Source organism: Mesorhizobium sp. BR1-1-13 (assembly GCF_020165515.1).
GTDB lineage: Bacteria > Pseudomonadota > Alphaproteobacteria > Rhizobiales > Rhizobiaceae > Mesorhizobium.
The window spans coordinates 247991-269419 of sequence record NZ_JAIUIH010000007.1 but is presented as its reverse complement, the minus strand read 5'-3'; the positions used below and the strand labels follow the sequence as shown (position 1 = coordinate 269419).

Below are 21429 nucleotides of genomic sequence, written 5' to 3'. Positions count from 1 at the left end.
TCTAGACGCCGAGGTGATGCTGCAGCAGCCCCGGCTGTGTCTTGAGCTCGGCGGCCGGGCCCTCATGGGCGATATGGCCGTTGTTGATGATATAAACGCGGCTCGCGAGTGCCAGCGTCGCGGCGATGTTCTGTTCCACCAGCACGATTGTCTGACCCGCCTCGGCCAGTTCGCGGCAGGCGCGCACCAGATCGTGCACAATGACTGGAGCAAGTCCTTCGAAGGGTTCATCAAGCAGAAGGATCTTCGGGTTGCGCACCAATGCACGGGCTATGGCCAACATCTGCTGTTCGCCACCCGAGAGATCCGTACCACGGCTGGTGCGCCGTTCCTTCAGCCGTGGGAACATCGTGTAGATGCGTTCCAGCGGCCAGCGGTCGACGGCGGTCAACCCGGCCAGAATGATGTTTTCCTCGACGCTCAGGCTGCCGAAGATGCGCCGATTCTCGTGCACGAGCTGCATGCCTTCCCGAGCGATGCTGTGCGCCTTCCTGCCCACCAGCTCAACCCCGTCGAGCTCAACCGAGCCGGCACGGGGCATCACCACGCCCATCAGGCTCTTCAGCGTCGTCGACTTGCCCGCGCCGTTGCGCCCGAGCAGCGCCACGACCTCGTTTTTCTCGACCCTCAATGCAACGTCGAACAGAATGTGACTGTCGCCATAATAGCTGTTCAACGCTCTGACTTCGAGCAGGCTCATGCCACCTCTCCATGTACCCCGCCGAGGTAGGCTTCCTGCACCTTTGCGTTGGTCTTGATCGCACCGGGCATGCCTTCGACCAGCACCCTGCCCTCCTGCAGGACGGTCACTTTGTCGACCAGCTCGAAGAGCGAATCCATGTCGTGGTCGATGATGATCATCGTGCGTCCACGCGCGATTGACTTGAGCAGCGCCACGGTCTCAACGCGCTCGCGCGGGCTCATGCCGGCAAGCGGTTCGTCAAGCAGGAGCAGGCTCGGCGACGTCGCCAGCGCAAGACCGATTTCCAGCCGCCGCTTCTCACCATAAGCCAGTTCCGAGACAGGCCGATCGAGCCGCGCCGTAAGGTTCACCAGCGCCGCCGTTCGCTCGACCTGCTCATTGAGACCGGGAACGCTGTGGATACTCTTGAACAGGTCAAGCCGGAACTTTCCACGCGCCTCGCCCAGCGCGGCAATCATCAGGTTCCGCCGCACCGTCAGGCGGTCGAACAGTTGGTTGATCTGGTAGCTCTTGGTGAGCCCGAGCTGGCACACCTCGGACACACCCATGCCCGTAATGTCGCGGCCGGCCAGTATGATGCGGCCGGAGGTCGGCGCGATCTCGCAGGTGAGCATCTTGAAGAACGTGGTCTTGCCCGCGCCGTTGGGACCGATGATGCCCCGTATCTCCCCGTGACCGACGCTGAAGTCGATGTCGCTGTTGGCCGTGATACCGCCATAGCGCTTGGTTAAGCCCTGCACCTGCAGGATCGGTCCGGATGCCGGCGCAGTGCCACGCCGGCGCGCCGCCAGCGGCTCGACGACGGTCACGACGGGCGGCGCACTCTCAACCGCGGTATTGGCCGGTTCGATGCGCTTGCGGCCGCGGGTCAACCCATAGAGATCGACGATCGCACCGACGATGCCGCGCCGCAGGAAGCAGACCAGCAGCACGAAAACGACACCGAGCACCAACTTCCATGTGGCGCCGAGATGCAATGTGTTCTGGAAAAAGTCGCTCAGATAGAGCCACACCGTCGCGCCCACCAGCGGCCCGAACAGTGTGCCGGCACCACCGATCGCCGTCTGCATCACGACCTGGCCGGACGTGTCGAACATGAAAGCGTCCGGCGGCATGAAGCCCTGCATGACGCCCAACAAGCCGCCGGCAAAGCCGGCATAGATCGCCGCAACCACGAAGGCCGTGAGCTTGTAGCCGTGTACGTCGTGGCCGAGCGCCGCGGCGCGGAGCGGATTGTCGCGGATCGCCGAAAGGATCGCGCCAACGGGCGAGCGTACGATGCGAAGTGCGACGACAATACCGACGAAATACCAGAACGCCAGGAAGGTATACATCGTCCAGTCGGTATTGAATTCGAGCGCCGTGAAGCCGAGGTTGACAACCGGGGTTGGCACGCCGGGCAAGCCGTTCTCGCCGCCCGTGAATGCCGAGAGCGGATTGAACTCGACAAAGAAGAAGACTTCGGCGATCGCCACCGTGATCATGGCGAAATAGATGCCGGTGCGTCGCAGGGCGATCAATCCGATCACATAGCCGACGACACCCGACACGACGGCACCCATGACAATGGCAGCCATGACATAGGAGAAACCGGTTTCAGTCAGGAGATAGGCGGCGAACATCCCGCCGGTACCGTAGAAGGCCGACTGGCCGAAGGACAGCAATCCAGTATAGCCGAACAGGATGTCGAAGCCGATCCCGAACAGCCCCCAAATGAGAATGCGATTGATCGTGCTGGGCGAGAAGCCGAGATGGGGCAGCACGAAGGGCGCCAGGACGAGCGCCAGCGCTGTCAGAAGCTCGACAAGGAAGGGATGTTTGATGTTCATGGCCGCCCGCGTCTACTCGCGCCCTGCCGTGCCGAGCAGCCCGTGCGGGCGAAGCACCAGCACCAGCGTCATCGCCACAAACAGCATGACATAGGAATAACCGGGATTGAACATCGAGGTGATGCTGATGATTTCGCCGGCGATGAGCCCGCCGAGGATGGCGCCCGGAAAGGAACCGACGCCGCCAATCACCACGACCACGAAGGTCTGGACCAGTATGGCTTCCCCGACATCGGGCGCGATCGACACCACGGGTGCGTTGACAATGCCGGCAAAGCCGGCCGCCATGGCTCCGATGCCGAAGACGAGCATGAAGATCTTGTAGACGTCGATTCCAAGCGAATCGACCATTACCGAATCCTCGATGCCTGCTCGCACGATCATCCCGATGCGGGTGCGATAGAGCACGACATAGAGCATCAGCAGCGCCAGGGCGACGATGCCGAGCAGCGCCAATCGGTAGGTGGGATAGACCATGAAGCCCAGATGGGTGATGCCGACCAGCGAGGCGGGCGGCGGCACCGTGCGCGAGAGGCTGCCGAAGAAAAAACGGACCGTCTCGACGAAAACGATGCCAAGCCCGAACGTGACGAGGAGCTGATCCTCGAGCGGCCGCGTGTAGAAATGGCGAATGATCAGCCGCTCGATCAACACCCCGACGATCATCACGAACAGCGATCCGGCCGCCACCGCGGCGAGGAATGAACCTGTATAGGTGTAGGCGAGCCAGCCGGCATAGCCTCCGAGCATGAACATCGCGCCATGAGCAAGGTTCAGGACGCCGAGCGTGCCGTAGATGATGGTCAGCCCGGAGGAGATCAGCGCCAGAAGCGCGCCGAGCACGAGCCCATTGAAGCACTGCGAAATGAAATTTGCCCAGTTGATCACTCTGCGCCCACCTTAATCATGGAAAATATGCCCTGGCCTCGCGCCAGCAAGGGTTTGGCAGACAAGTCGCGAACAACCGACATCACACCGACCGCCGGGAGACAAACCGTCTGCGTTCAGCCAGAGCCAGTCCCGGTGCGAGCGCCTTCTCCACCCGAGTCGGGCGGAGAAGGCGCTGTCGGGTATCAGGTGTAGCTGCCCAGGTTGCAGCCGAACTCGTCGGGCTTCTGCATCAGCGGCGCGCCATCGACCACCTCGACCACGTTCCAGTAGTCGTCGTCGCTCTTCATGTCCTTGGGGTCCTTACCCTGGACGAGTACGACCGGTCGCACGCACTGATGGTCTTCCGGCCGATAGTGAACGTCGCCGACGAGTGAAGGGATGGTCTCACCCTTCTCGTATTGCTTGATGACGTCCGGCGGATAGAAGCTACCGGCCTGCGACACCATGCGCGCCCAATGAGCGAAGCTGACATAGGCGTTTTCGGCGCCCCATTCCGGCCGATAGCCGAACTTTTGCTGGAACGCGTCCACGAACTGCTTGGCGAGCGGATACTTGTCTTGCAGGGTCCACCAGAAATCGGTAGCGGCAAAAACCCCGGCTGTCAGTTCGGGGCCTACTTCCTTGGCAAGGAAGGGGATCTGGTAGGGGATGACCATCTTCATGCTCGGAGTCAGGCCGAACTGCTTGGCCTGCTGCATCGACAGCACCGCGTCGCGGCCCCAGTTGACGTTGACAATGAATTCGGCGCCCGAATTGGCGATGTTGGTCAGATACTGGCTGAAATCCTGGGTGCCCAACGGCGAGACCTGGTCCGTCACCATCTCCCATCCGCCCTGAGAGGTCAGGTAGTCGTTCACAGACTTGGTGACGGTGTGGCCGTAAGTGTAGTCCGGCGTCATGAATGCGGCCTTCTTTCCCTTGCCGTAGGTCTTCACAAGGATCGGGCCAATCGCGTTGGCTGCGGTCTGGCCGTAGAAGTTCTGGCGGAAGCCGTAGCGGACGCAGTCCTTGCCGGTTGTGTCGTTTGAGCCGGAGATCCCCGCGACGTAGAGGATCTTCTCGCGCTGCGCGAATTTGTTGAGCGCAACCGCGACCGCCGATGAAGTCGAGCCGGTCATCAGGATGATGTTGTTTTGGTGGATGAAATTCTGCTCAAGCTCGACGGCCTGGTTCGGCTTGGCCGCGCTGTCGGCGGACAACAGCTCGACCTTCTTGCCGAGCAGCCCCTTGTCGACCTTCGGTGCCAACGCCTTCATCAACTCATGGCCGTTGTTGATGTGGTCGACCGCGAGCTGCCAGCCCTTAAGTTCGTCAGCACCCTGCACCGCATAGGCGCCGGTAAGGGGTACCGCCGCTCCGATGTGGACGGTGTCGCCCGCCGACCCGGCCGGCCAGGTGCCTATCGCGGGCTTGTCGTCGGCCGCAAAAGCCGCAAAGCTGGATAACGGCAGAACGGCACTACCGAGAAGACCTGCGCCCGCGTGCAGCATGGTACGGCGGGATATATTGGAAGTATTTTGATCGTCGAGCGGCATCAGCTGTTCCTCCTAAGCGTGGAGCCGTCGGACGGCTCTCATTGTTGTTCCCGGAAACCGGTTTTTTCCAGCAAAAACGCTGAAAATGGCCTATTTGCATGGGCATTCGCAGTGGCGTAGGCCTGCCAGTCAATACAACTTTCGTTTGATGATTCTGTTCATTGATCTGGATTAATAAGCATAGGAAAGTTTCGTTGAAGGTCATGAACATTTGGAGCATGGCATGCCGCTGACCGGCCACCCGATTGTGACCCGACTGACACGTGCAATGAAGCTGGATGCGCTAGACATCAAACGTCTTGAGGCAATCTTCGAGCGCGATCTTACCATTCGGAAACGGGAGGAGCTCGTCGTTCACGGCTCCGAGTTCCGAAACCTGTGCTTTGTTAAAGACGGCTACGCGATCCGCTACAGGTTGCTGCGCAGCGGCAGGCGGCAAATCCTGAAGCTCATCCTGCCCGGTGATGTCATTGGCTTCCCGGTCAGCTTTTTCGATCGATCCACCTGTGCGGTCGTTGCCGTGAGCGAACTGACCTACGCCGTCTGTTCGTTCGACGCTTACATTCGTCTCTGCTACGAGCAGCCCCAATTCGGTCTGGTGTTAAGTTGGCTCGCCGCCCAAGAGGCAGCGACTTATGCGGAACACATTGTCAATCTGGGTCGGCGCACTCCGATTGAAAGGCTGGCGCACCTTTTGCTGGAGATTCACGCACGTCTCCTGGAGGTCGAACGCGCCGACGAAGCAAGTTTCGATTTGCCGTTTTCACAGGAAATCATGGCAGACGCGCTCGGGTTGAGCGTGCCCCATCTCAATCGCGTCATTCAGCAATTGCGCGCCGAACAGCTTATCACCAGCAACGCGCGCTTCATCGATTTGACTGATCTTGCGGGCCTTCGAAGACTGGCTCAGTACCAGCCGATGTCCCTCATTCCGATCCCGGTGCAGAAGCAGCGGGATTGATCACGGAGCTAGCCCTTCCAGGCCGCCATCATTGTAGCGCGTGAGGATCTTATAGCCCGTCTTGAGCGATATCGAATTCCGGCACAGCACCACCATTCTCTCGCCGTCCAGCAGCCGGGCGATGAACTTCGGCCGCTCTTCCACGACGTTACACTCCTTCCAAGGCACCTTGCTCTCCTTGCAAAGGGCCGAAAGTGTAACCCAACTATCCGGAATGAAATGTCACCCATCTCGCGGGAAGGGTATGCCTGAAAGGCGTCCCATCGATCATATTGGCACCCTTTGTGAATTCCTTCACATACAAATTCCACCCGCGGCGTACAAGAGATGACAGAGCAGGCAATTTAGTCTCTCTTTCGGATAGATCGTAAAGAAAATAGAGAAGATCAAATCCGAAGAGGAAGTTGGTTTTTTGAAACTAAGCCAATTTCGTTCTCATCACGACTTGTTGTGATGCCATCAACCAAAGGGAGATCAACATGTATAAGATCATTACAGCTGCGTCTGCGTTCTTCATCCTCACGGTGCCTTCGTTCGCGATCGACTCGACCTTCGTCCACAGTCTGCGAGCCGACAATGGTGACTTCGAGGCCCCGGGTGACTTGAAGGGTCAACATTCATTGCCTTCAGAAGAAGCGGTGTATGGCTTCCCGACCGGATCGATCGGGTTGCCTGGTGGCGCTTCGAACTCCAAGTGCATGGGGGTCAGCCCACACCAGTACGATCCCGTCAGCCCGGACTGCCGGAATTGACCCAGATAAGAGCGGTGGCTAGCGCCACCGCTCTGCCTCCTTGAGCGGGTACCGACTGACCGACGGACTATCAAGAAAAGGCCCGACCATGGATCGCGCGACAGCCGTGGCAGGTCAAATCCGCCTGGGCCGGCGTCAGGATGCTGAACGGAAGCCCCAGTTCGTCGCGATGCAGGTAGAGGACTATCTCTTCATGCCGATCCGGTCTTCGTTGCGCAACCTAATTCGCGGCTCTGATGCGCGCACGCCCATTGCGAAACGATCAGTCATCGTCCTGTGACTCGGCGATGTGACGAAGCGCACCGGCATTCGTTATGCGCAGGCCACCACGCTTGATTGCGATGATCGAACGGTTGCGCCAATCGTTAAGCGTCTTGTTGACGGACTCGCGCGTGGCGCCCAGGAACTCGCCCAGTTCGGACTGAGAGATCGGTATCCAACCTGAGTCATCCGCCATAGCGCCGGCCAAAAAGGCCAGTCGCTTTGCCAGCCTGGCCTCAATGCCGAAGAAAGCCTGATCGCCAAGTTCGCCGCTGACCCAACGCAGCCGTGCGCACAAAAGCTCAATCATGGCGCGTGCCAGATGTGGGGTTTTTTCGATGCGATCGAAGAGCTGCGCCCGGCCGAGCGAGGCCAGATCGCAAACGGTCAGGCAAGTGGCGGTTGCAGTGCGAGGGCGCCCGTCGAGCGCGCCGATCTCTCCGACCAAGCTGTGCGAAAGCTCGATATTGGCCACCAGCTTCCGGCCTCCCGGCGAATACATCGAGATCTCCACCGTCCCGCTCATCACCCCGTAAATACGATCGGATGGATCTTCCTGGACGAAGAGAATCTGGCCCGCCGCGTGGCGTTCAGCCTTGCAGCCGCCGAAAAGAAGATCGAACAAGCGCGGATCGATCCGTGCAAGGCGCGGCAGATCATTTCTTTCGTTCGCGCCGCCAAAAGCCATGTCGCCCCCAAGTTGCCGATCGGATAACTCCAACGCAAGAGAGTATCTTAGATCTTGTCTTGCCGGCGCCTCAGCTCGGCCGCAATGATCGACTGATCCCTGCGTAACGAGAGGCGCCGCGCAGCCGCGAGTGCTTGCCGCCAAGTAGAGACGGCGCGGTCACCGCGCCCGTCCAACCAATGGGCCACGCCGACCCACAGCCCATACTGGGCGGTGCCGACAGGAAACGCGCGGCGGTAGCGCTTGAGCTCATGCAGCGCTTGGCGCTCCCAGTGGTGCCACTGGTCGTACTCGCGCGAGAGGCCTGCCTCCCTGCCGCGCAGAAGCACTTCGCACACGCCAGCAATGCCGGGCAGTGTGCTGTGCACAGTCGGCCGACGCATCTCGCGCAGCAGGCGTAGCGTCTCGACCACAGCCCGAAGGCTCTCAGCATGGAGCCCGACCCGTGCAAGCGCGAGCGCAAGCGACCCTTTGGCGGAGACCAAGTCGGCGAGATCGGCGGACCCGGCCATAGCGGACGTGGTCAGCCGAAGGATGTCCACCGCTTCACGGGGGCTATCCGTGTGGAGCACACACAACGACTTGCATCGGAGCGCCCAAATCTCTTGCTGGAGGTTTCCGCTGTTCTGTGCGCGGGAGAGCAGCGCTTGGGCGGTGTACTCCAGCGCACCCGATTCACCCCGGTAGTACATTGACCAGAAGCGCATGGCCTGGGCGTTGCACCAACTTAGTTGATCGCCCGCCTTTAGACATAGCTCTTGGGACTGATCCAGACGACGATCTACCATCAGCCAGTCGCAGCGCCCGATGCGCCAGAGAGCATCGAGATTACACAGGTGGGCATGGACCGCTGGATCGGCGAGCGCAGTCACCACCCGTTCTGCCCTTGCCATGAAGTAGTTGCAAGCGCGCCGGCGCCCCAGAATTCCCAGCCCGCATGCCAGTTGGGCGGACGCGACCACCATCTCCATGGTGAGCCCCGTGCGCTCCGCATGGGCGACAGCCGCGACGGTGTGGGAAAACGCTCGCGAAAAGCGAAGCTCGAAATAGTCCACGACCGCCGCCTGGTTAAGACAGCGCGCTAGTTCTCGCTCCCATGAGTCCAGTACACCACCCTGAGTTGACCATAGCGAGGGAGGGAACACCTGTTGGAACGCGAGCCGCATTCCACCCCCAAGCAGCCGCATCAAAAGGGCTGCCGAGGAGCGTGGAACCGGCGTGCCCGCCAAGGTGAGGGCGCGCCTCACCGAAATGCCCTGAGCATGGAGGTCGCCGCGACTGTAATGAGCCTCGCCGAGCTGCCTGCGCCAACGCACCGACTGAAGTCTTTGCTCAGCACTCCAAGGCTGCTTCGACTCGTATCTTAAGCAGATTTCCAGAAACGCCTCGACCTCTCGAAATGCACCGACCTGCAGCGCCTTGATTGCTGCCAAATTGGCATATTCAACTGCCTTGAAATTGTTTCCGGCGGCCTCAAAATGCTGAACGAGGGCCGCGACATCCGCGCCCATGGCGGCCGACTGGCTCGACTCGATCCAGGCGGCCAGAGCTGCATGAAGTCGCTGTCGCACTTCACTGGGAATTGAACCATAAACGACGTCTCGGATTTGATCATGACGGAACTCGTAGTTCCCTGATCCGGTGCCCTGACGCACGAGATGCGCCGCCACGAGCGACTCGACAGCTGCACCCACACCGTCGTGACCCAGTTCGCCCTCGAGCAACGTCGCCAGGGCCTCGCCGGTAAAGGAACGCCCGATCACCGCCGCAGCCCTGAGAACGTGCTGGACTGGGGTCTCCAATCGATCAACGCGCTCCCGAATGACCCGATCGACACCTTCGAAATATCGAAGGCTCTCGAGCGGGCGGATCGGACACCACAAACCATCGCGTATGGCGATGAGCCCCTGGCTCTTTAATGTCAGCGCTATCTCCTCGGCGAAAAACGGATTGCCACCGGCCAAGGCCGAGACCCGGCGCGCCAGTTCGCCATGTGGGGGCACATCCCCGAGCGTGCGGGCGACCAGTTCGCAAATCGACGCTTCGCTGAGTTCCTCAAGATCCAGGATACGACACAGGCGGGCGGGATCGTCAGGTTCCGTTCCGGATGTATTCCTTCGTGAGGCCTCGGCTCGCCTTCGTAGGTTTTTTAACTCCTCCGGAACTTCGTCCGAGCGTACGCACAGGACCAGAAGCAACGAGGACAGAGATGAGAGAACCCACTCGACGAGGCGCCACGATGCCGAATCCAGCCACTGACTGTCCTCCAGGACCAATGCCAGCGGGCGCGGTGCCAAGTTATCCATGAGATCACCCAAAAGGCGCATGGTGGCATCAGCGCGATGAGGTCCCTCCAGATGTCGCGTCCCGTCGTTTTGGGGAATTTCGATGCTCAAAACATCACCTAGCAAGGGCAGTCGCGCAACGAGCGACAGATTGCCCTGAACCCGTTGCGTGACGACATCAAGCACCGCAAATCCATCGCTGTCGGACGGTAGGCCGAGAAGGGACACAAGCACCCGCCGCCATGGCAGGAGCGATGTCCGGCGATCGTCACGTTCGGCGCGCGCTGTCAGAACCTCGATTGCGGTTGAGCGCAGTTCGTCCGTGAAAGCTCTGATCAAAGCGGTCTTTCCAATGCCCGACTCACCCAAGACAACGAGCAAACGCCTGCCTCCACGGCGGGTCTCCTCGAACGTACGTTTCAGGAACTCCAGCTCGCTCCGCCGACCAATCAGCGGATTAAGAGGTTGGACCGGGGCGCGCGGATCCATGGGACAAAACACCGTTGCCATGTCCCCAAGTCCGTCCAGTTGCAACGTGCCGTGTTCTTCGAACCAAAACGCCGCCCGGCTGGCTCGCTCTGTCGGCGCATCGCAGAGAACGTTTGCCGATGCCGCTGTCATAAGCCGCGCCGCCCGATTCACGGGCGCGCCGATCACCATCAGCTGGCGCCGACGTGCGCTTCCGACAACACTAAAAAGCGCATCGCCGGTAGCCACTCCCATCGACGCGGAGAGGCCCAAGCGTTGGGCCGTCAGACGGATCGCGCGAGCAGCATCGACGGCACGGCAAGGGTCGTCGCGGTGGAAACTGCCCCGCGCCCCGAACGTCGCAAAGAAAATCAGACCTTTGTCGTCAAAGAGCAACTCGCCGGCCGGTCCACCGCGCGAACGCAGATCCTCCTGGAGGGTCGCGCATAGCAGTTGATAGCGCGCAAGCGCCTGAGGTTGGCGGTGGTCAAGTCCGGCAATTCGCGCGAAAAGGGCGGTGATCGGCCTAATCTCCGCCAGGGCGTCTAAGCGGGCGGTCGTTGGACGATCTTCTTCGGAACGGATGGCAATGGCGCTGTCGGCAGCAACTGAGCGCAAGTCGGCTTCGGACAGCAGGTCCCTGAGCTGCAAAGGCAGGAACCTTGCCAGCCAGCCCGGAGGCGGAGAATCCAGCGTAGGCCGACTGCGCCGCGATTGAGACGGCTGCGCAAGGGCCAAGTTGGCTTTGTCGGAAAGTACATATTCCCATCGGCGCGCAGCCGCTTGGGACTGAGCGGCCTGCATGATGGCATCTCCACCTGCAAAGAGAGTCCAGACCGGCTGACCGCCCAAAGCCGCCGCCCAGAGGGCCCCCGCCCCTACTCCAACATGCAGCGCGGGTGCGATTTCAGCTGTTCCGTTCTCCAAACGCTCGTTCCGGCCGCCGCAGATTGCCTTGGCACAGGCTGTCGCCGCTCGCACCGCGCTTTCAAGTCCGCGGACATCCGCCGACCAGTAGGCCAGCAGTTCGTCGCCGGCGAGGTACAAAATCTCGCCTCCACGATTGTATACTTGCTCCACGCATCGTGCGTAGGAGTGACTAAGCAGGCTCGGGATTCTTTCAAGTCCTTCTTGCCCTCGTCGTGCTAGTTGCTCGACCAAGGCCGTGTATCTCGACACATCGACAAACACCACTGCGGCCGGGAATTCGACGGCTACTGGGCCATCCGCTCGAAGTGCGTGAATTCTACCGAGTAATTCCAGCGGCAGAAAACTCTCAAGTAGCTCGCAAGTACCCTTCATGGGTTCCTTCCCGCAGCCGTGCCCATAATTTCAGGGCAGAGAAAGGCACCGCCGACCGCGCACTTCTTAGAGGGAATGAAGATCGCCCCGATAGATTGCGTGACTTCCTGACGTTACACCAAATTTCGTATATTATTGATACCTAAATTAGGGAGGACGCATTGCCTGTACACATCAAGGCAGCGCCGGAGCCGCCACGCGCGACGACTTGGCTCTCGCGCGGACTTGAGGCGTTGGTCCACGATTTTCCGCAGATCGCTGATACGCCAAGGACAACCGTCAACGGCGGATATGACTTTGATATTGTCATCGTTGGCAGCGGCTATGGTGGCTCGGTGGCTGCCGCCGAACTGAGTAGCTGCAAGGACGTGCAAGGCCAATCTTTAAAAATCTGCGTGCTCGAACGCGGCAAGGAGTACCTGGCTGGAATGTTCCCTTCGCGATTGGCCGATCTGGGCGGCCACGTCCGCTTTGCCACCCCCTTTGCGAAACGCCAACGCGGCGTGTTCGATGGTCTTTACGACTTGCGCTGCAGCGACGACGCGGTAGCTCTCGTCGCGTGTGGCTTGGGCGGAGGCTCATTAATCAACGCCGGCGTGATGGAGATGCCGCTGCCGGAGATTTTCCGGGAAGCACGCTGGCCCACCAAAATCCGTAGAGATACGAAGCTCGCAGAGACGGCTGAACGGCTGCGCGATTGGTTGGGAGCCAAGCCGATACGTACCACCACCAAGCCTTTCTTGGCCAAGTCCGAAGCAATTAGAAATTTGGCTGGTGGCAAAGCACGACCCGCTCACATAACCGTCGCTTCCGATTGCCACACCAACCACGCCGGGGTCGCGATGAGCGAATGTCGCCGTTGCGGCGACTGCGCCACTGGTTGCAACTACAATGCCAAAGAATCCCTCGACCTGAACTTGTTGCGGCTGGCTCGACAAAGCGGAGTACGAATCGTCACTGGCGCCACCGTCTTGCGCGTTTTGCGCGCGGGCGAAGGATGGCAGTTGGACGTCAATCACACCGATGGCCATCTACGCGATAACCAGCGGAATCCGTTCGCGCTGCTGGCGAGGCGCGTGATCCTTGCAGCAGGCACATTCGGCTCGACGGAAATTTTGATGCGCTCGCAAATTCGCGGGATAAAGTTCTCCGATCAGCTGGGAGGTAAGTTCTCCGCCAATGGTGACATGCTCGTGGTTGCTCACGATTTGGCGGCAAGGGTGAATGGCGTTGCTGACGAAACCGAGGATCCGGCTCCAAACATCAAAAGCGAGAATTGCGGTCGCGCGGTCGGCCCGACAATAACCGCAATGATCGATCTGCGCGACGGCAACGCGGCTACTGACCTGGTGATCCAGGATCTTGCCGTACCGGGACCGCTGCGCCGCCTGTTTGAGGAAAGCGCCACCACATTCGATGTGCTCAATCGCGTTGCCGATGGCGACTGGGCCAAGCATGAGCCGAATCCTTCACGGGCAGACGACGCAGCCGTCAATCCTGCCGCCATCACCAACTCCCTGGTGCTGGCTATGATCGGCCGCGACGACGCGGAGGGAGCACTGGCACTAGAGGCCTCGAGGCAAAACAGCGTCGATGAGATGCAAGACGATGCTGACGAAATGCGCGCCGACGGGATGCTCACAGTGCGCTGGCCGGAGTTGCGACTTGACCCCCGGCTGGAGAACCATCATGCGCGCCTTGACAGCTTGCTTCGAGAGTCGGGATTGGGGGGACGGCTGGTGAACAACCTGCTGTGGAGACCTTTGTCCGACAGGCTCGAAGCCGTGTTCGGTCGCCAACGCGGGCCGCTGCTGACAGTGCATCCGCTCGGGGGCTGCGCCATGGGTGACGACGTTCGACAAGGCGTGACCGATCATTGCGGCCGCGTGTTCGATGCCGCCGCGATCGGCCTCAGACGCACTCACGCAGGGTTGATCGTGCTCGATGGCTCGGTTGTGCCGACGTCTCTCGGCATCAATCCCGCCTTGACCATAGCCGTTCTGGCATTGCGAGCGATCACCGAGCTCAAGGGGGAATGGCAACTCAGTGGCGGCCGTTTGACCAATGCACCCTTGTCTGGGAACTCTCGTGGCGAAACGCGGCCGATTTATTCCACGCCGCGGACGAATGCTGCACCTACGCCTACCAGCATCGAACTGACCGAACAGGTGCGCGGCAAGATCCCTCTGGCGGTGCGCGGCAGAGGTGTGAAACCGCATACCGTCGAACTGACCCTGACCACCAAGCCGGTGGCGCTTGCCGATCTCTTCGCGCTGCAAACGCCCCGTGGACGCTGTTTGCCGATTGCCCACGGTCGGCTGCGCGTTCTGCGTGCAGGAAAGGAGTTCGACCCCATTGCAGATCAGGCCTATGAAAGCGATGTTGCGCTCGAGGCGGAGATCTCGGGATCGCTCCACCTGTTCGATCTGGAAGAATCGCGTCCCGTGCCTCGAATGCTGCGCGCTGTCCTTGCGTGGGCGCTCAACCGCGGGGTGCGCGACTTTGCTTACCGCTTGGTCCGCCAGGGCCAGGAATGGTTGCGTCTCACGCCACCTAGCGGAGAGCCGTCCCATCTCAGACTGCTCGATATTCTGCACCTGTGCTCGCGTGCGGGCGGGGTGCGCCTGATCGAATACGATTTGCACATCGACAAGGTTGTCGAGCCGGAAGATCTCGGCACGGGCGTGAGGTTCGACAGTTCTTTGTTCGCACAGAAGAAAATTAGAGGGGTGAAGCGGCTCACATATGCACGTGGCGCCAGCCCTTGGACGCAGTTGATGGAAATGTCGGTCGAGGCATTCCCGCAGATGCGCAAGGCCATCGTTCGCAAAAAGCTGTCCTCGCTGGAACTGAATAAGCGATACCTGGCGCGACAGGGAGTGCCATTGCTGCGAATAGTAGATCAGCAAGACCGTGTCGCAGCGCTGGCAGATCTGGCCTCTTTCATTCTCTACGGCTTTCGCGTCGTGCTTCAGATACATGCACTGAGTTTTCGCCGCCCCGACCCGCCATCGACGCGTGAACCGCAACGGCTGCCCGGGGCAGTGCCGGGCTTACCGGCGCCGCAGATCGACTGGTTGACTTTGGACGGCCAGCCAAGCCCCCCGATCCGCATTCGCCTGGCCCGCTATGACGGCAGGTCCGCAAAGGCGGTCGAGAACGGCGTCCCGAAACGCCCCGTCTTGCTTGTTCATGGCTACAGTGCGAGCGGCACCACATTTGCTCATGCTGCCGTACCCGGCAACCTCGCTCAATCGCTGTGTGATGCTGGGCGCGATGTCTGGGTGCTCGATATGCGATCGAGTTCAGGCCTGACTACCGCCACGGGCAGTTGGGCTTTTGAGGAGATGGCGGAGAATGACATTCCGATCGCCATCCAACACGTGCTGGCTGCGACAGGGCAGGAAAGGCTCGATGTCGTCTGCCATTGTATGGGCGCGGCAATGTTCAGCATGGCAGTGCTTGGCGGGCACGATCGAAGGACTTTGCACAATAAGATCGGGCGCGTGGTATTTTCACAAGTCGGCCCGGTAATGCTGTTGAGTTCGGCAAATGTGCTCGCCGCATATGTCATGCGATATGTGCGTTATTTTCTTCAGCTTGATGACTATGTGTTTAGTCCGCATGGCGATATCTCGCTCGCCGGTCAATTGCTCGACAGAGCGCTCTCGGCAATGAGGCTGCCGTCCGATGAATATCGGCGCGAGAATCCCCTCTGGCCTCCAGGCAAGGCGACGCCTTGGGTCGGCACAAGACATCGGATGGACGCGCTCTATGCACGCACCTTCTCGCTCAACAATCTCTCTGACCTCGTACTCGACCACATCGACGATTTCTTCGGCCCGCTCAGCGTCGAGACAGTCTCGCAGGTCATACATTTTGCTGGCTTCAACACCGTGACCGACCGCGCCGGCATAAATCGCTATGTGCTGCCGGACCGGGTGAGGGATCGACTGAAGTTCCCGATGATGTCGATCCATGGAGCCGAAAACGGTTTGGTCGCCCCCTCAACGCTGACACTGATGCGAAATATGCTCAAAGGGGCCGGCGTGCCGCACTTGAACTCATCTCTGCATGCGGTCGAGGCGGTGCAATCGGACGAAGAAATCAGGCATCTTATCGACAAAAGCCGCCAGTTCCTGGGGCTCGGCCAACCGTCCTACCTGACCTGGTGCATTGCCGGCCACGGTCATCAGGATTGCCTGATTGGCAAAGACGCCCCGTCGATCTGCGGTGTTATAGCGAAATACCTTGGAATGCCGGATATGCCGGGCCCCCTGGAGGACAAGCCATGACGCGTTCTCTCCCCTTCGAAGCCAGGGCGCCCGTCTTCGGCGTGCGCGTAGGGATCGAAGCGGGCAAGATCCTGGTGCAAGCGGCCGATAGCGGAGGGCGGGGCTTGCCTCATGCAGCCCTTATTGTTCCCGTTTACGCAAAGGGCGACCGCCTGCACATGATCGATCCGCCGGCTACGAGCCCTGGCGACGAGAAAGGACAGAGAGACGGCAGCCTCCATGACAGTCTCCTCCCGTACTATATCGAGCAACCCGCATCTCCCTATGTATTTGAAGTTCCGCTCCACAAGTGGCCTGAAGCGCAGCAGGTACTCGTCTTGCTGCTGTACGTTCAGGCGCAGGGTATTGGCGGCTTGGCTCGGTTACCGAAACTGCCCGACGCGGCGGAATCAGCATCTGAAATCCCCGACAAAGGTTTGCATGCCGAGTACGCGGTGAAGAGGGCCGCCGAGGCTATTCGGTATGCGCTCGAGACTGACACATTGGATGATTTGCGAGGTGGCCTGATCCTCGGCAGGCCTGGAAGATCACACAGAAGCTACCGCCACAAGAGCGCTATCGGGACGGTATCGAACCTTTCATTCGCTCTCGCAAGTTGCCAATACCCCAGTGATTTCCTCGACCACATGCCCGACGGTCAGCATGCAACACGAGGGCCCGCGGATGCGTCTCTGCTCGCGCTCGGCGATCTACTGGGCAAACCCGGCGCTCCCACGTTGCTGCTGCTGGCCGGCGACCAAGTATATGTCGACGCTACGGCAGGGCTTTTCGACCCCAAGGCGACCGATGACCGATTCCGAATACCCTACGAACGCCGAGGCCAGAGCCGCGGCGTGAAGGCGGTGATGCAGCGCTTGGACATGGCGGTTGAAATGATGCTCGATGACCACGAGTTGCGCGACAATTGGGCAAAAGACCCCGACCCGGCGATGCGCAAGAACGATCCCGTCATAAAGCCTGGGAAGCTGGCTTACTTCAGGTATGAACGTGTCAAGGCCGGGGTGCTGGAAAAACGCCTGCCGGCACACATCTGGCGAGATGATTTTACCCACAAAGGGATGCCATTCTTCCTTTGCGACACGCGCACCGAACGTGAAGGACGGACGGTTTCGAACTGGTGCAAAGCGCGGATTATGGGTCCAACCCAATTCGCGAAACTTCGTGAATGGCTTACCAAGCCTGAACACGCCGAAGTGCCCAAATTTGTTCTCACATCCTCGGCAGTGCTGCCGCGGCGGCGGGAGGTGGCCGAGGACCCCACCTGTGCCCTGCGTTCGGACGCGTGGGATGGGTACCCGCTCTCCATGCACGCGCTGCTCAGGTTCGCGTGCGACAAGGAAATAAAGCGACTGGTATTCCTGTCGGGTGACGAGCACGTGAGCAGCCTGGTCACCGCCCGTGTAACAAACAGCAAAACCGGCAAGCAGAGCATCCTGCATTGTATCCACAGTTCGGCGCTGTACGCGCCTTATCCGTTTGCGAACGGAACTGCCGACAATTTCCAGGCCAATGAGACTTTTTACTTTCGCGATCCCGATCCCGATCCTACGAACGGGCCGTATTGTTGCGACGTGCAGACAAGTTTCGCCCCTGGCGACGGTTTCGCGCTTGTAACGACATGCCGCCGCCGTTCGCATTGGCGTCTAGTTGTCAGGTTCCACGACAGCAGGGGGCTCAAGGGGAATGGAACCTTCACGCGCGACCTAGAGTAATAGCTGCGCGAGAAATAAAGCTTCACTCAGCTTTTCTCGCTATGCCAAGCGGCCCGCGCTCGACCAGGCGCGGCGGCGCTATTTATCCCGAGATAATCGTCTCTGTGGCCGCATGTCCAAACGATCGCCTGCCCTTTGCATGAGCCTGGTGTAGCCGCTCTGCACAAGGAACGTCGCCATGAAGCGAAAACGCCTGGCCGGCAATCGGTCTCCTCAATCGACAGTGGTGGCGGACAGGGTCCGCCACCACTGTGATAACAAGCCGCGATAGAGGTCTGCCCGGATTATTTTCCGGCGGCAGCCGCATTCTTTACCCAGCCATCGAACTCCGACTGATTTGCGGCAATCCAGTCGTTGGCGATCTTCTTGATCTCGGCGTCGGTCTTGTTGCCGGCCCCCAGATCGCCTTCCCACTGGCTCCAGATGTCCAGCGACCATTTCGCCTGTTCGATGAATTTCTTGGCCGCCGGATTGTCAGCCAGGAACTTCTTGTTGGCGAGCGTGCGCCAGTTCCATGGGCCAACCGCCATGCGGCATGGGTTCTGGCCCCCCGCACAGCCAACCACATCCTTGACCTCGTGCGTCTTCGGTTTCGATACGCCCTCGGGAAGAGCGTCATACGGGATCGGCAGCCACACCACGTCCTTGCCGGGCTTCAGCCGATAGACGATCCAGGATGGGCTCCAGGTGTAAAGAAGGATCGGCTCTCCTCGGTCGGCCCGTGCAAAGACCTCGCCGATCAGCGGCTCGTATTTGGCGCGGATGGAGCGCACCGTATCGCTCAAACCGAACTCCTTGACCTGGAAATCGACGACGTCACCGCACTTCCAAGCGGGATCGCAATTCACCAGATTGGCTTTTCCGTCACCGTCGGTGTCGAACAAGGCCGCGATCTTCGGGTCCTTCAGTTGCGAAACATTGGTGATGTTGTTGGCTTCGGCCGTCTTCTTGTCGATCATGTAGCCGTTGATGCCGCCGCCCGCGATCGTGCCTTCATTGATCAGTTCGACCGTATCCGAGATCTGTGCGATGGCGGGCTCGGCCTGCGGCCAGTTGATGTCGCCGGTCATGTCGAGGTCGTCCTGCGAAATGGCCTGCAGGATCGCCGACATGTTCATGGTCGACAACTTTACGTCGTAACCGAGTTTCTCGAGGCCCGCTATCAGGACCTGGTCCTGAATATAGTTGGCGCCCAGGCTGTCGGACGACGTGAAACGAATGGTCTTGCCTTCGCCAGGCTTATCCTGCGCAAAACTCAGCCCACCCATCATGGTTGCTGCAACAGCCGTGGCGCAGGCCAGTCTCAACCCTTTGCGGTATCGATAATTCGCCGACATGTATTATCCCCTTGTTGTGATATTTGTTGCGTCGTTCCGCCTGATCGAGACGGTGTTCACACCTGCTGGTGGTTCGTTTCGAAACTCCCCGCTTCCTCATTTCCGGGACGCAGCAGCTGAGCCAGGGCGGCGCGGATGCCCCGGGTCGGTCCGGCCTTGTCCTGGTTGGCCAGGCCCTGCGTGATGCGATCGAGGATCATGGCTAGCAGGACGATGGCGATGCCGCCGACGGCAGCCATGCCGACATCGAGACGTCCCAGCCCCTGCAGGACCACAAGTCCGAGCCCTTCGGCCCCGATCATGGATACGATCACCGACATGACCATGGCCATCAGCACCGTCTGGTTGAGGCCGCCCAGAATGGTTGGCAAGGCCAATGGAAGTTGGACTTCCCAGAGAAGTTGGCGATCGGTGGCACCGAAAGCCCGCCCCGCCTCGACCATCTCCTTGTCGACAAGACGAATCCCGAGATTGGTGAAGCGGATCAGCGGCGATATCGCCGCCACGATGACCGCGACTGCCCCAGGCACCGTTCCGACGCCGAACAGCATGACCACCGGGACCAGGTAGACGAAGCTGGGCGTCGTCTGCATGACGTCGAGCACCGGCCGCACAATGGTCCAGGCGCGGTCGTGGCGGGCGCACAGGATCCCGATTGGAATGCCAAGGATGACGCACACCACGATTGCCGTGGCGATGAGCGACAGGGTGGTGATCGCTTCCGCCCACAGGCCCATGAAGGCAATCAGGGTCAGCGAAAGCAGCGTGAATATGGCCACGCCACGCGATGCGGAGCGCCATGCGATGAGGGCAAAGATCCCGATCAGGATCGGAAACGGAATGGCATGGAGTCCATGGTCGATCGCGGTCAGAAGGGTCTCGACGGGCCACTTGATTGTCTGGAACAGCGGCCGGAAATGCATTGCCAGCCAGCGGACGCCGACCTGGATCCACTGGTCCAGCGGGATGACATAGAGATTATCGAGATCCAGCATGATCAGGCCTCCGCTCCCGGGGATTGCGAGGAAGCCGCCGCCGGAGCGCCAATGCGGGACAAGATCTGGAGTGGATCGACACGCCCCAGATATCGGCCGCCCTCATCAACAACGGCTATCGGCCGGTCTCGATGACACAGGCTGGCCACCACGGACAGCTTTTCCGTGCCGCATACCGTCTCATAGTCCTTGCTCATCAATGATTGGATCGCCGAACCATCGGCGAGGCGTGGCAACTGGCGCGGTCCGACGACACCCACGACCTGCATCGAATCGTCGACGATGAACACAGGTTCGCCCTCGGCATCGCGGCCGCCGGACGCACGTGCGTCTAGCCGGAGCGGGCTGCTTTCCACCATCACGGAACTGGCATCGAACAGATGGGCCCGGTTGACGTCGCGGGTGAAGGCGGCGACGTAGTCATTGCCGGGCTTGGTCACGATGTCCTGCGGAACGCCTTCGCGCATCACCATTCCATCCGCCATGATGGCGACCCGGCTTCCGAGCTTCAGCGCCTCCTGGAAATCGTGCGTGATGAACAGGATGGTCTTGTGGAAAGTCCTGTGCAGGCGCAGCAGTTCGTCCTGCATTTCGCTGCGGATGAGTGGATCCAGCGCACTGAAAGCCTCGTCCATGATCAGAACGTCGGCATCCGTGGCGAGTGCGCGGGCCAATCCGACGCGCTGACGCATGCCGCCGCTCAACGTACCGGGAAGATGATTTGCCCACGAAGCCAGCCCGACGACCTCCAGTACCTCCATCACCTTCTTCCTGCGCGCGGCGGCTGGCACACCGCGCAGTTTCAGGCCGAACTCGGCATTCTCCAACACCGTTCTGTTGGGCAACAGGCCGAAGTGCTGGAACACCATGGAGATACGCGTCCGGCGGATTTCGCGCAGCCGCGCTTCGCTGGCGCCGGTGATCTCCTCGCCATCGATAAGGATGCGCCCTGCATTCGGCTCGATGAGGCGATTGATGCATCGCGCAAGCGTCGACTTACCGGAGCCGGACAAGCCCATGATCATGTAAATCGAACCGACGGGAACGGACAGCGACACGTCGCTCAAGCCGACGACCTGCCCGGTCTTCTGGAGCACCGCTTCCTTTGTCTCGCCAGACTTCAGCATGGCCAAAGCCGGTTCCGGCGATCTGCCGAAAATCTTGTACACGCCCTCGACCGTTATGCGATCCGTCACACCTGTTCTCCACTCCTGGCCTGGCGGACGATAGTCAGCACATTCCAGAGCCACGATCCCGATTAATGAAGATAGAACTGCAGCCGCCGTCTTCCCCCGTTCGGCAGGATACCCGCGTAGCCCAATACTACGAAGGAAAGCATACGGCTCGCGGGTTCGATGATATAGGCTCTCCGCCACCCGGATAGGTATAATCCGGGACGCCTGTATGGAGAAACG

General features: G+C 60.3%; 15 protein-coding genes. 5 read left to right on the top strand and 10 right to left on the bottom strand.

From position 1 onward, the window contains the following. Position 1: 1 nt before the first annotated feature. The 4 genes from LB533_RS18445 to LB533_RS18430 all read right to left on the bottom strand — a co-directional run bounded on the left by LB533_RS18445 (position 2) and on the right by LB533_RS18430 (position 4958). Complete coding sequence (locus LB533_RS18445; RefSeq protein ID WP_140642988.1) at positions 2-700, bottom strand: ABC transporter ATP-binding protein; 699 nt, start codon at positions 698-700, stop codon at positions 2-4. Continuing rightward, the gene (locus LB533_RS18440; RefSeq protein WP_140642990.1) at positions 697-2532 is read right to left on the bottom strand and encodes an ABC transporter permease subunit; all 1836 of its coding nucleotides are present in this window, start codon (positions 2530-2532) and stop codon (positions 697-699) included. Before LB533_RS18440 ends, LB533_RS18445 begins: the two co-directional genes overlap by 4 nt. Positions 2533-2544: 12 nt before the next feature. Continuing rightward, the gene (locus LB533_RS18435) at positions 2545-3420 is read right to left on the bottom strand and encodes a branched-chain amino acid ABC transporter permease (protein WP_140498479.1); all 876 of its coding nucleotides are present in this window, start codon (positions 3418-3420) and stop codon (positions 2545-2547) included. Positions 3421-3605: 185 nt separating this feature from the next. Next, positions 3606-4958 (bottom strand): substrate-binding protein, encoded by a 1353-nt coding sequence (locus LB533_RS18430; protein ID WP_140642992.1) that lies wholly within the window; start codon positions 4956-4958, stop codon positions 3606-3608. Between the two features lie 223 nt (positions 4959-5181). Here LB533_RS18430 and LB533_RS18425 point away from each other — a divergent pair, with 223 nt between their 5' ends. Beyond that, on the top strand, positions 5182-5919 hold the full coding sequence (locus tag LB533_RS18425; RefSeq protein ID WP_140642994.1) for a Crp/Fnr family transcriptional regulator: 738 nt from the start codon (positions 5182-5184) through the stop codon (positions 5917-5919). On the opposite strand, the gene LB533_RS18420 is transcribed toward LB533_RS18425, so the two are convergent. Then, positions 5920-6087 (bottom strand): helix-turn-helix domain-containing protein, encoded by a 168-nt coding sequence (locus LB533_RS18420; RefSeq protein ID WP_224677885.1) that lies wholly within the window; start codon positions 6085-6087, stop codon positions 5920-5922. Between the two features lie 311 nt (positions 6088-6398). On the opposite strand from LB533_RS18420, the gene LB533_RS18415 reads away from it, so the two are divergent. Together LB533_RS18415 and LB533_RS18410 are read left to right on the top strand one after the other, a co-directional pair. Continuing rightward, the gene (locus tag LB533_RS18415) at positions 6399-6671 is read left to right on the top strand and encodes a hypothetical protein (protein ID WP_140642996.1); all 273 of its coding nucleotides are present in this window, start codon (positions 6399-6401) and stop codon (positions 6669-6671) included. Positions 6672-6759: 88 nt separating this feature from the next. Continuing rightward, positions 6760-6951: a hypothetical protein gene (locus LB533_RS18410; protein WP_140642998.1), complete on the top strand. Its 192-nt coding sequence runs from the start codon at positions 6760-6762 to the stop codon at positions 6949-6951. Here LB533_RS18410 and LB533_RS18405 read toward each other — a convergent pair. Next, positions 6934-7620, bottom strand: a complete 687-nt coding sequence (locus LB533_RS18405) for a Crp/Fnr family transcriptional regulator (protein WP_140642999.1) — start codon at positions 7618-7620, stop codon at positions 6934-6936. The two genes, LB533_RS18410 and LB533_RS18405, sit on opposite strands and share 18 nt — an antisense overlap. Before the next feature lie 47 nt (positions 7621-7667). Beyond that, positions 7668-11453: an ATP-binding protein gene (locus LB533_RS18400; protein ID WP_181169506.1), complete on the bottom strand. Its 3786-nt coding sequence runs from the start codon at positions 11451-11453 to the stop codon at positions 7668-7670. Between the two features lie 383 nt (positions 11454-11836). On the opposite strand from LB533_RS18400, the gene LB533_RS18395 reads away from it, so the two are divergent. Together LB533_RS18395 and LB533_RS18390 are read left to right on the top strand one after the other, a co-directional pair. Continuing rightward, positions 11837-15970, top strand: a complete 4134-nt coding sequence (locus LB533_RS18395; protein WP_140643003.1) for a GMC family oxidoreductase N-terminal domain-containing protein — start codon at positions 11837-11839, stop codon at positions 15968-15970. Continuing rightward, positions 15967-17682 (top strand): alkaline phosphatase D family protein, encoded by a 1716-nt coding sequence (locus LB533_RS18390; protein WP_140643005.1) that lies wholly within the window; start codon positions 15967-15969, stop codon positions 17680-17682. The genes LB533_RS18395 and LB533_RS18390 overlap by 4 nt, the downstream gene beginning before the upstream one ends. Before the next feature lie 284 nt (positions 17683-17966). Here the strand turns inward: LB533_RS18390 and proX are convergent, their stop codons facing one another. From proX to LB533_RS18375, 3 genes are read right to left on the bottom strand one after another with little or no spacing between them, the layout of a single operon-like run. Further along, the gene (gene proX / locus LB533_RS18385) at positions 17967-19019 is read right to left on the bottom strand and encodes a glycine betaine/L-proline ABC transporter substrate-binding protein ProX (RefSeq protein ID WP_140643007.1); all 1053 of its coding nucleotides are present in this window, start codon (positions 19017-19019) and stop codon (positions 17967-17969) included. Positions 19020-19075: 56 nt separating this feature from the next. Then, a complete protein-coding gene (locus LB533_RS18380; protein WP_140643009.1) occupies positions 19076-20014 on the bottom strand; it encodes an ABC transporter permease in 939 nt (312 codons plus the stop codon). A gap of 2 nt (positions 20015-20016) precedes the next feature. Next, complete coding sequence (locus LB533_RS18375; RefSeq protein WP_224557125.1) at positions 20017-21390, bottom strand: glycine betaine/L-proline ABC transporter ATP-binding protein; 1374 nt, start codon at positions 21388-21390, stop codon at positions 20017-20019. Between the last annotated feature and the right edge of the window lie 39 nt (positions 21391-21429).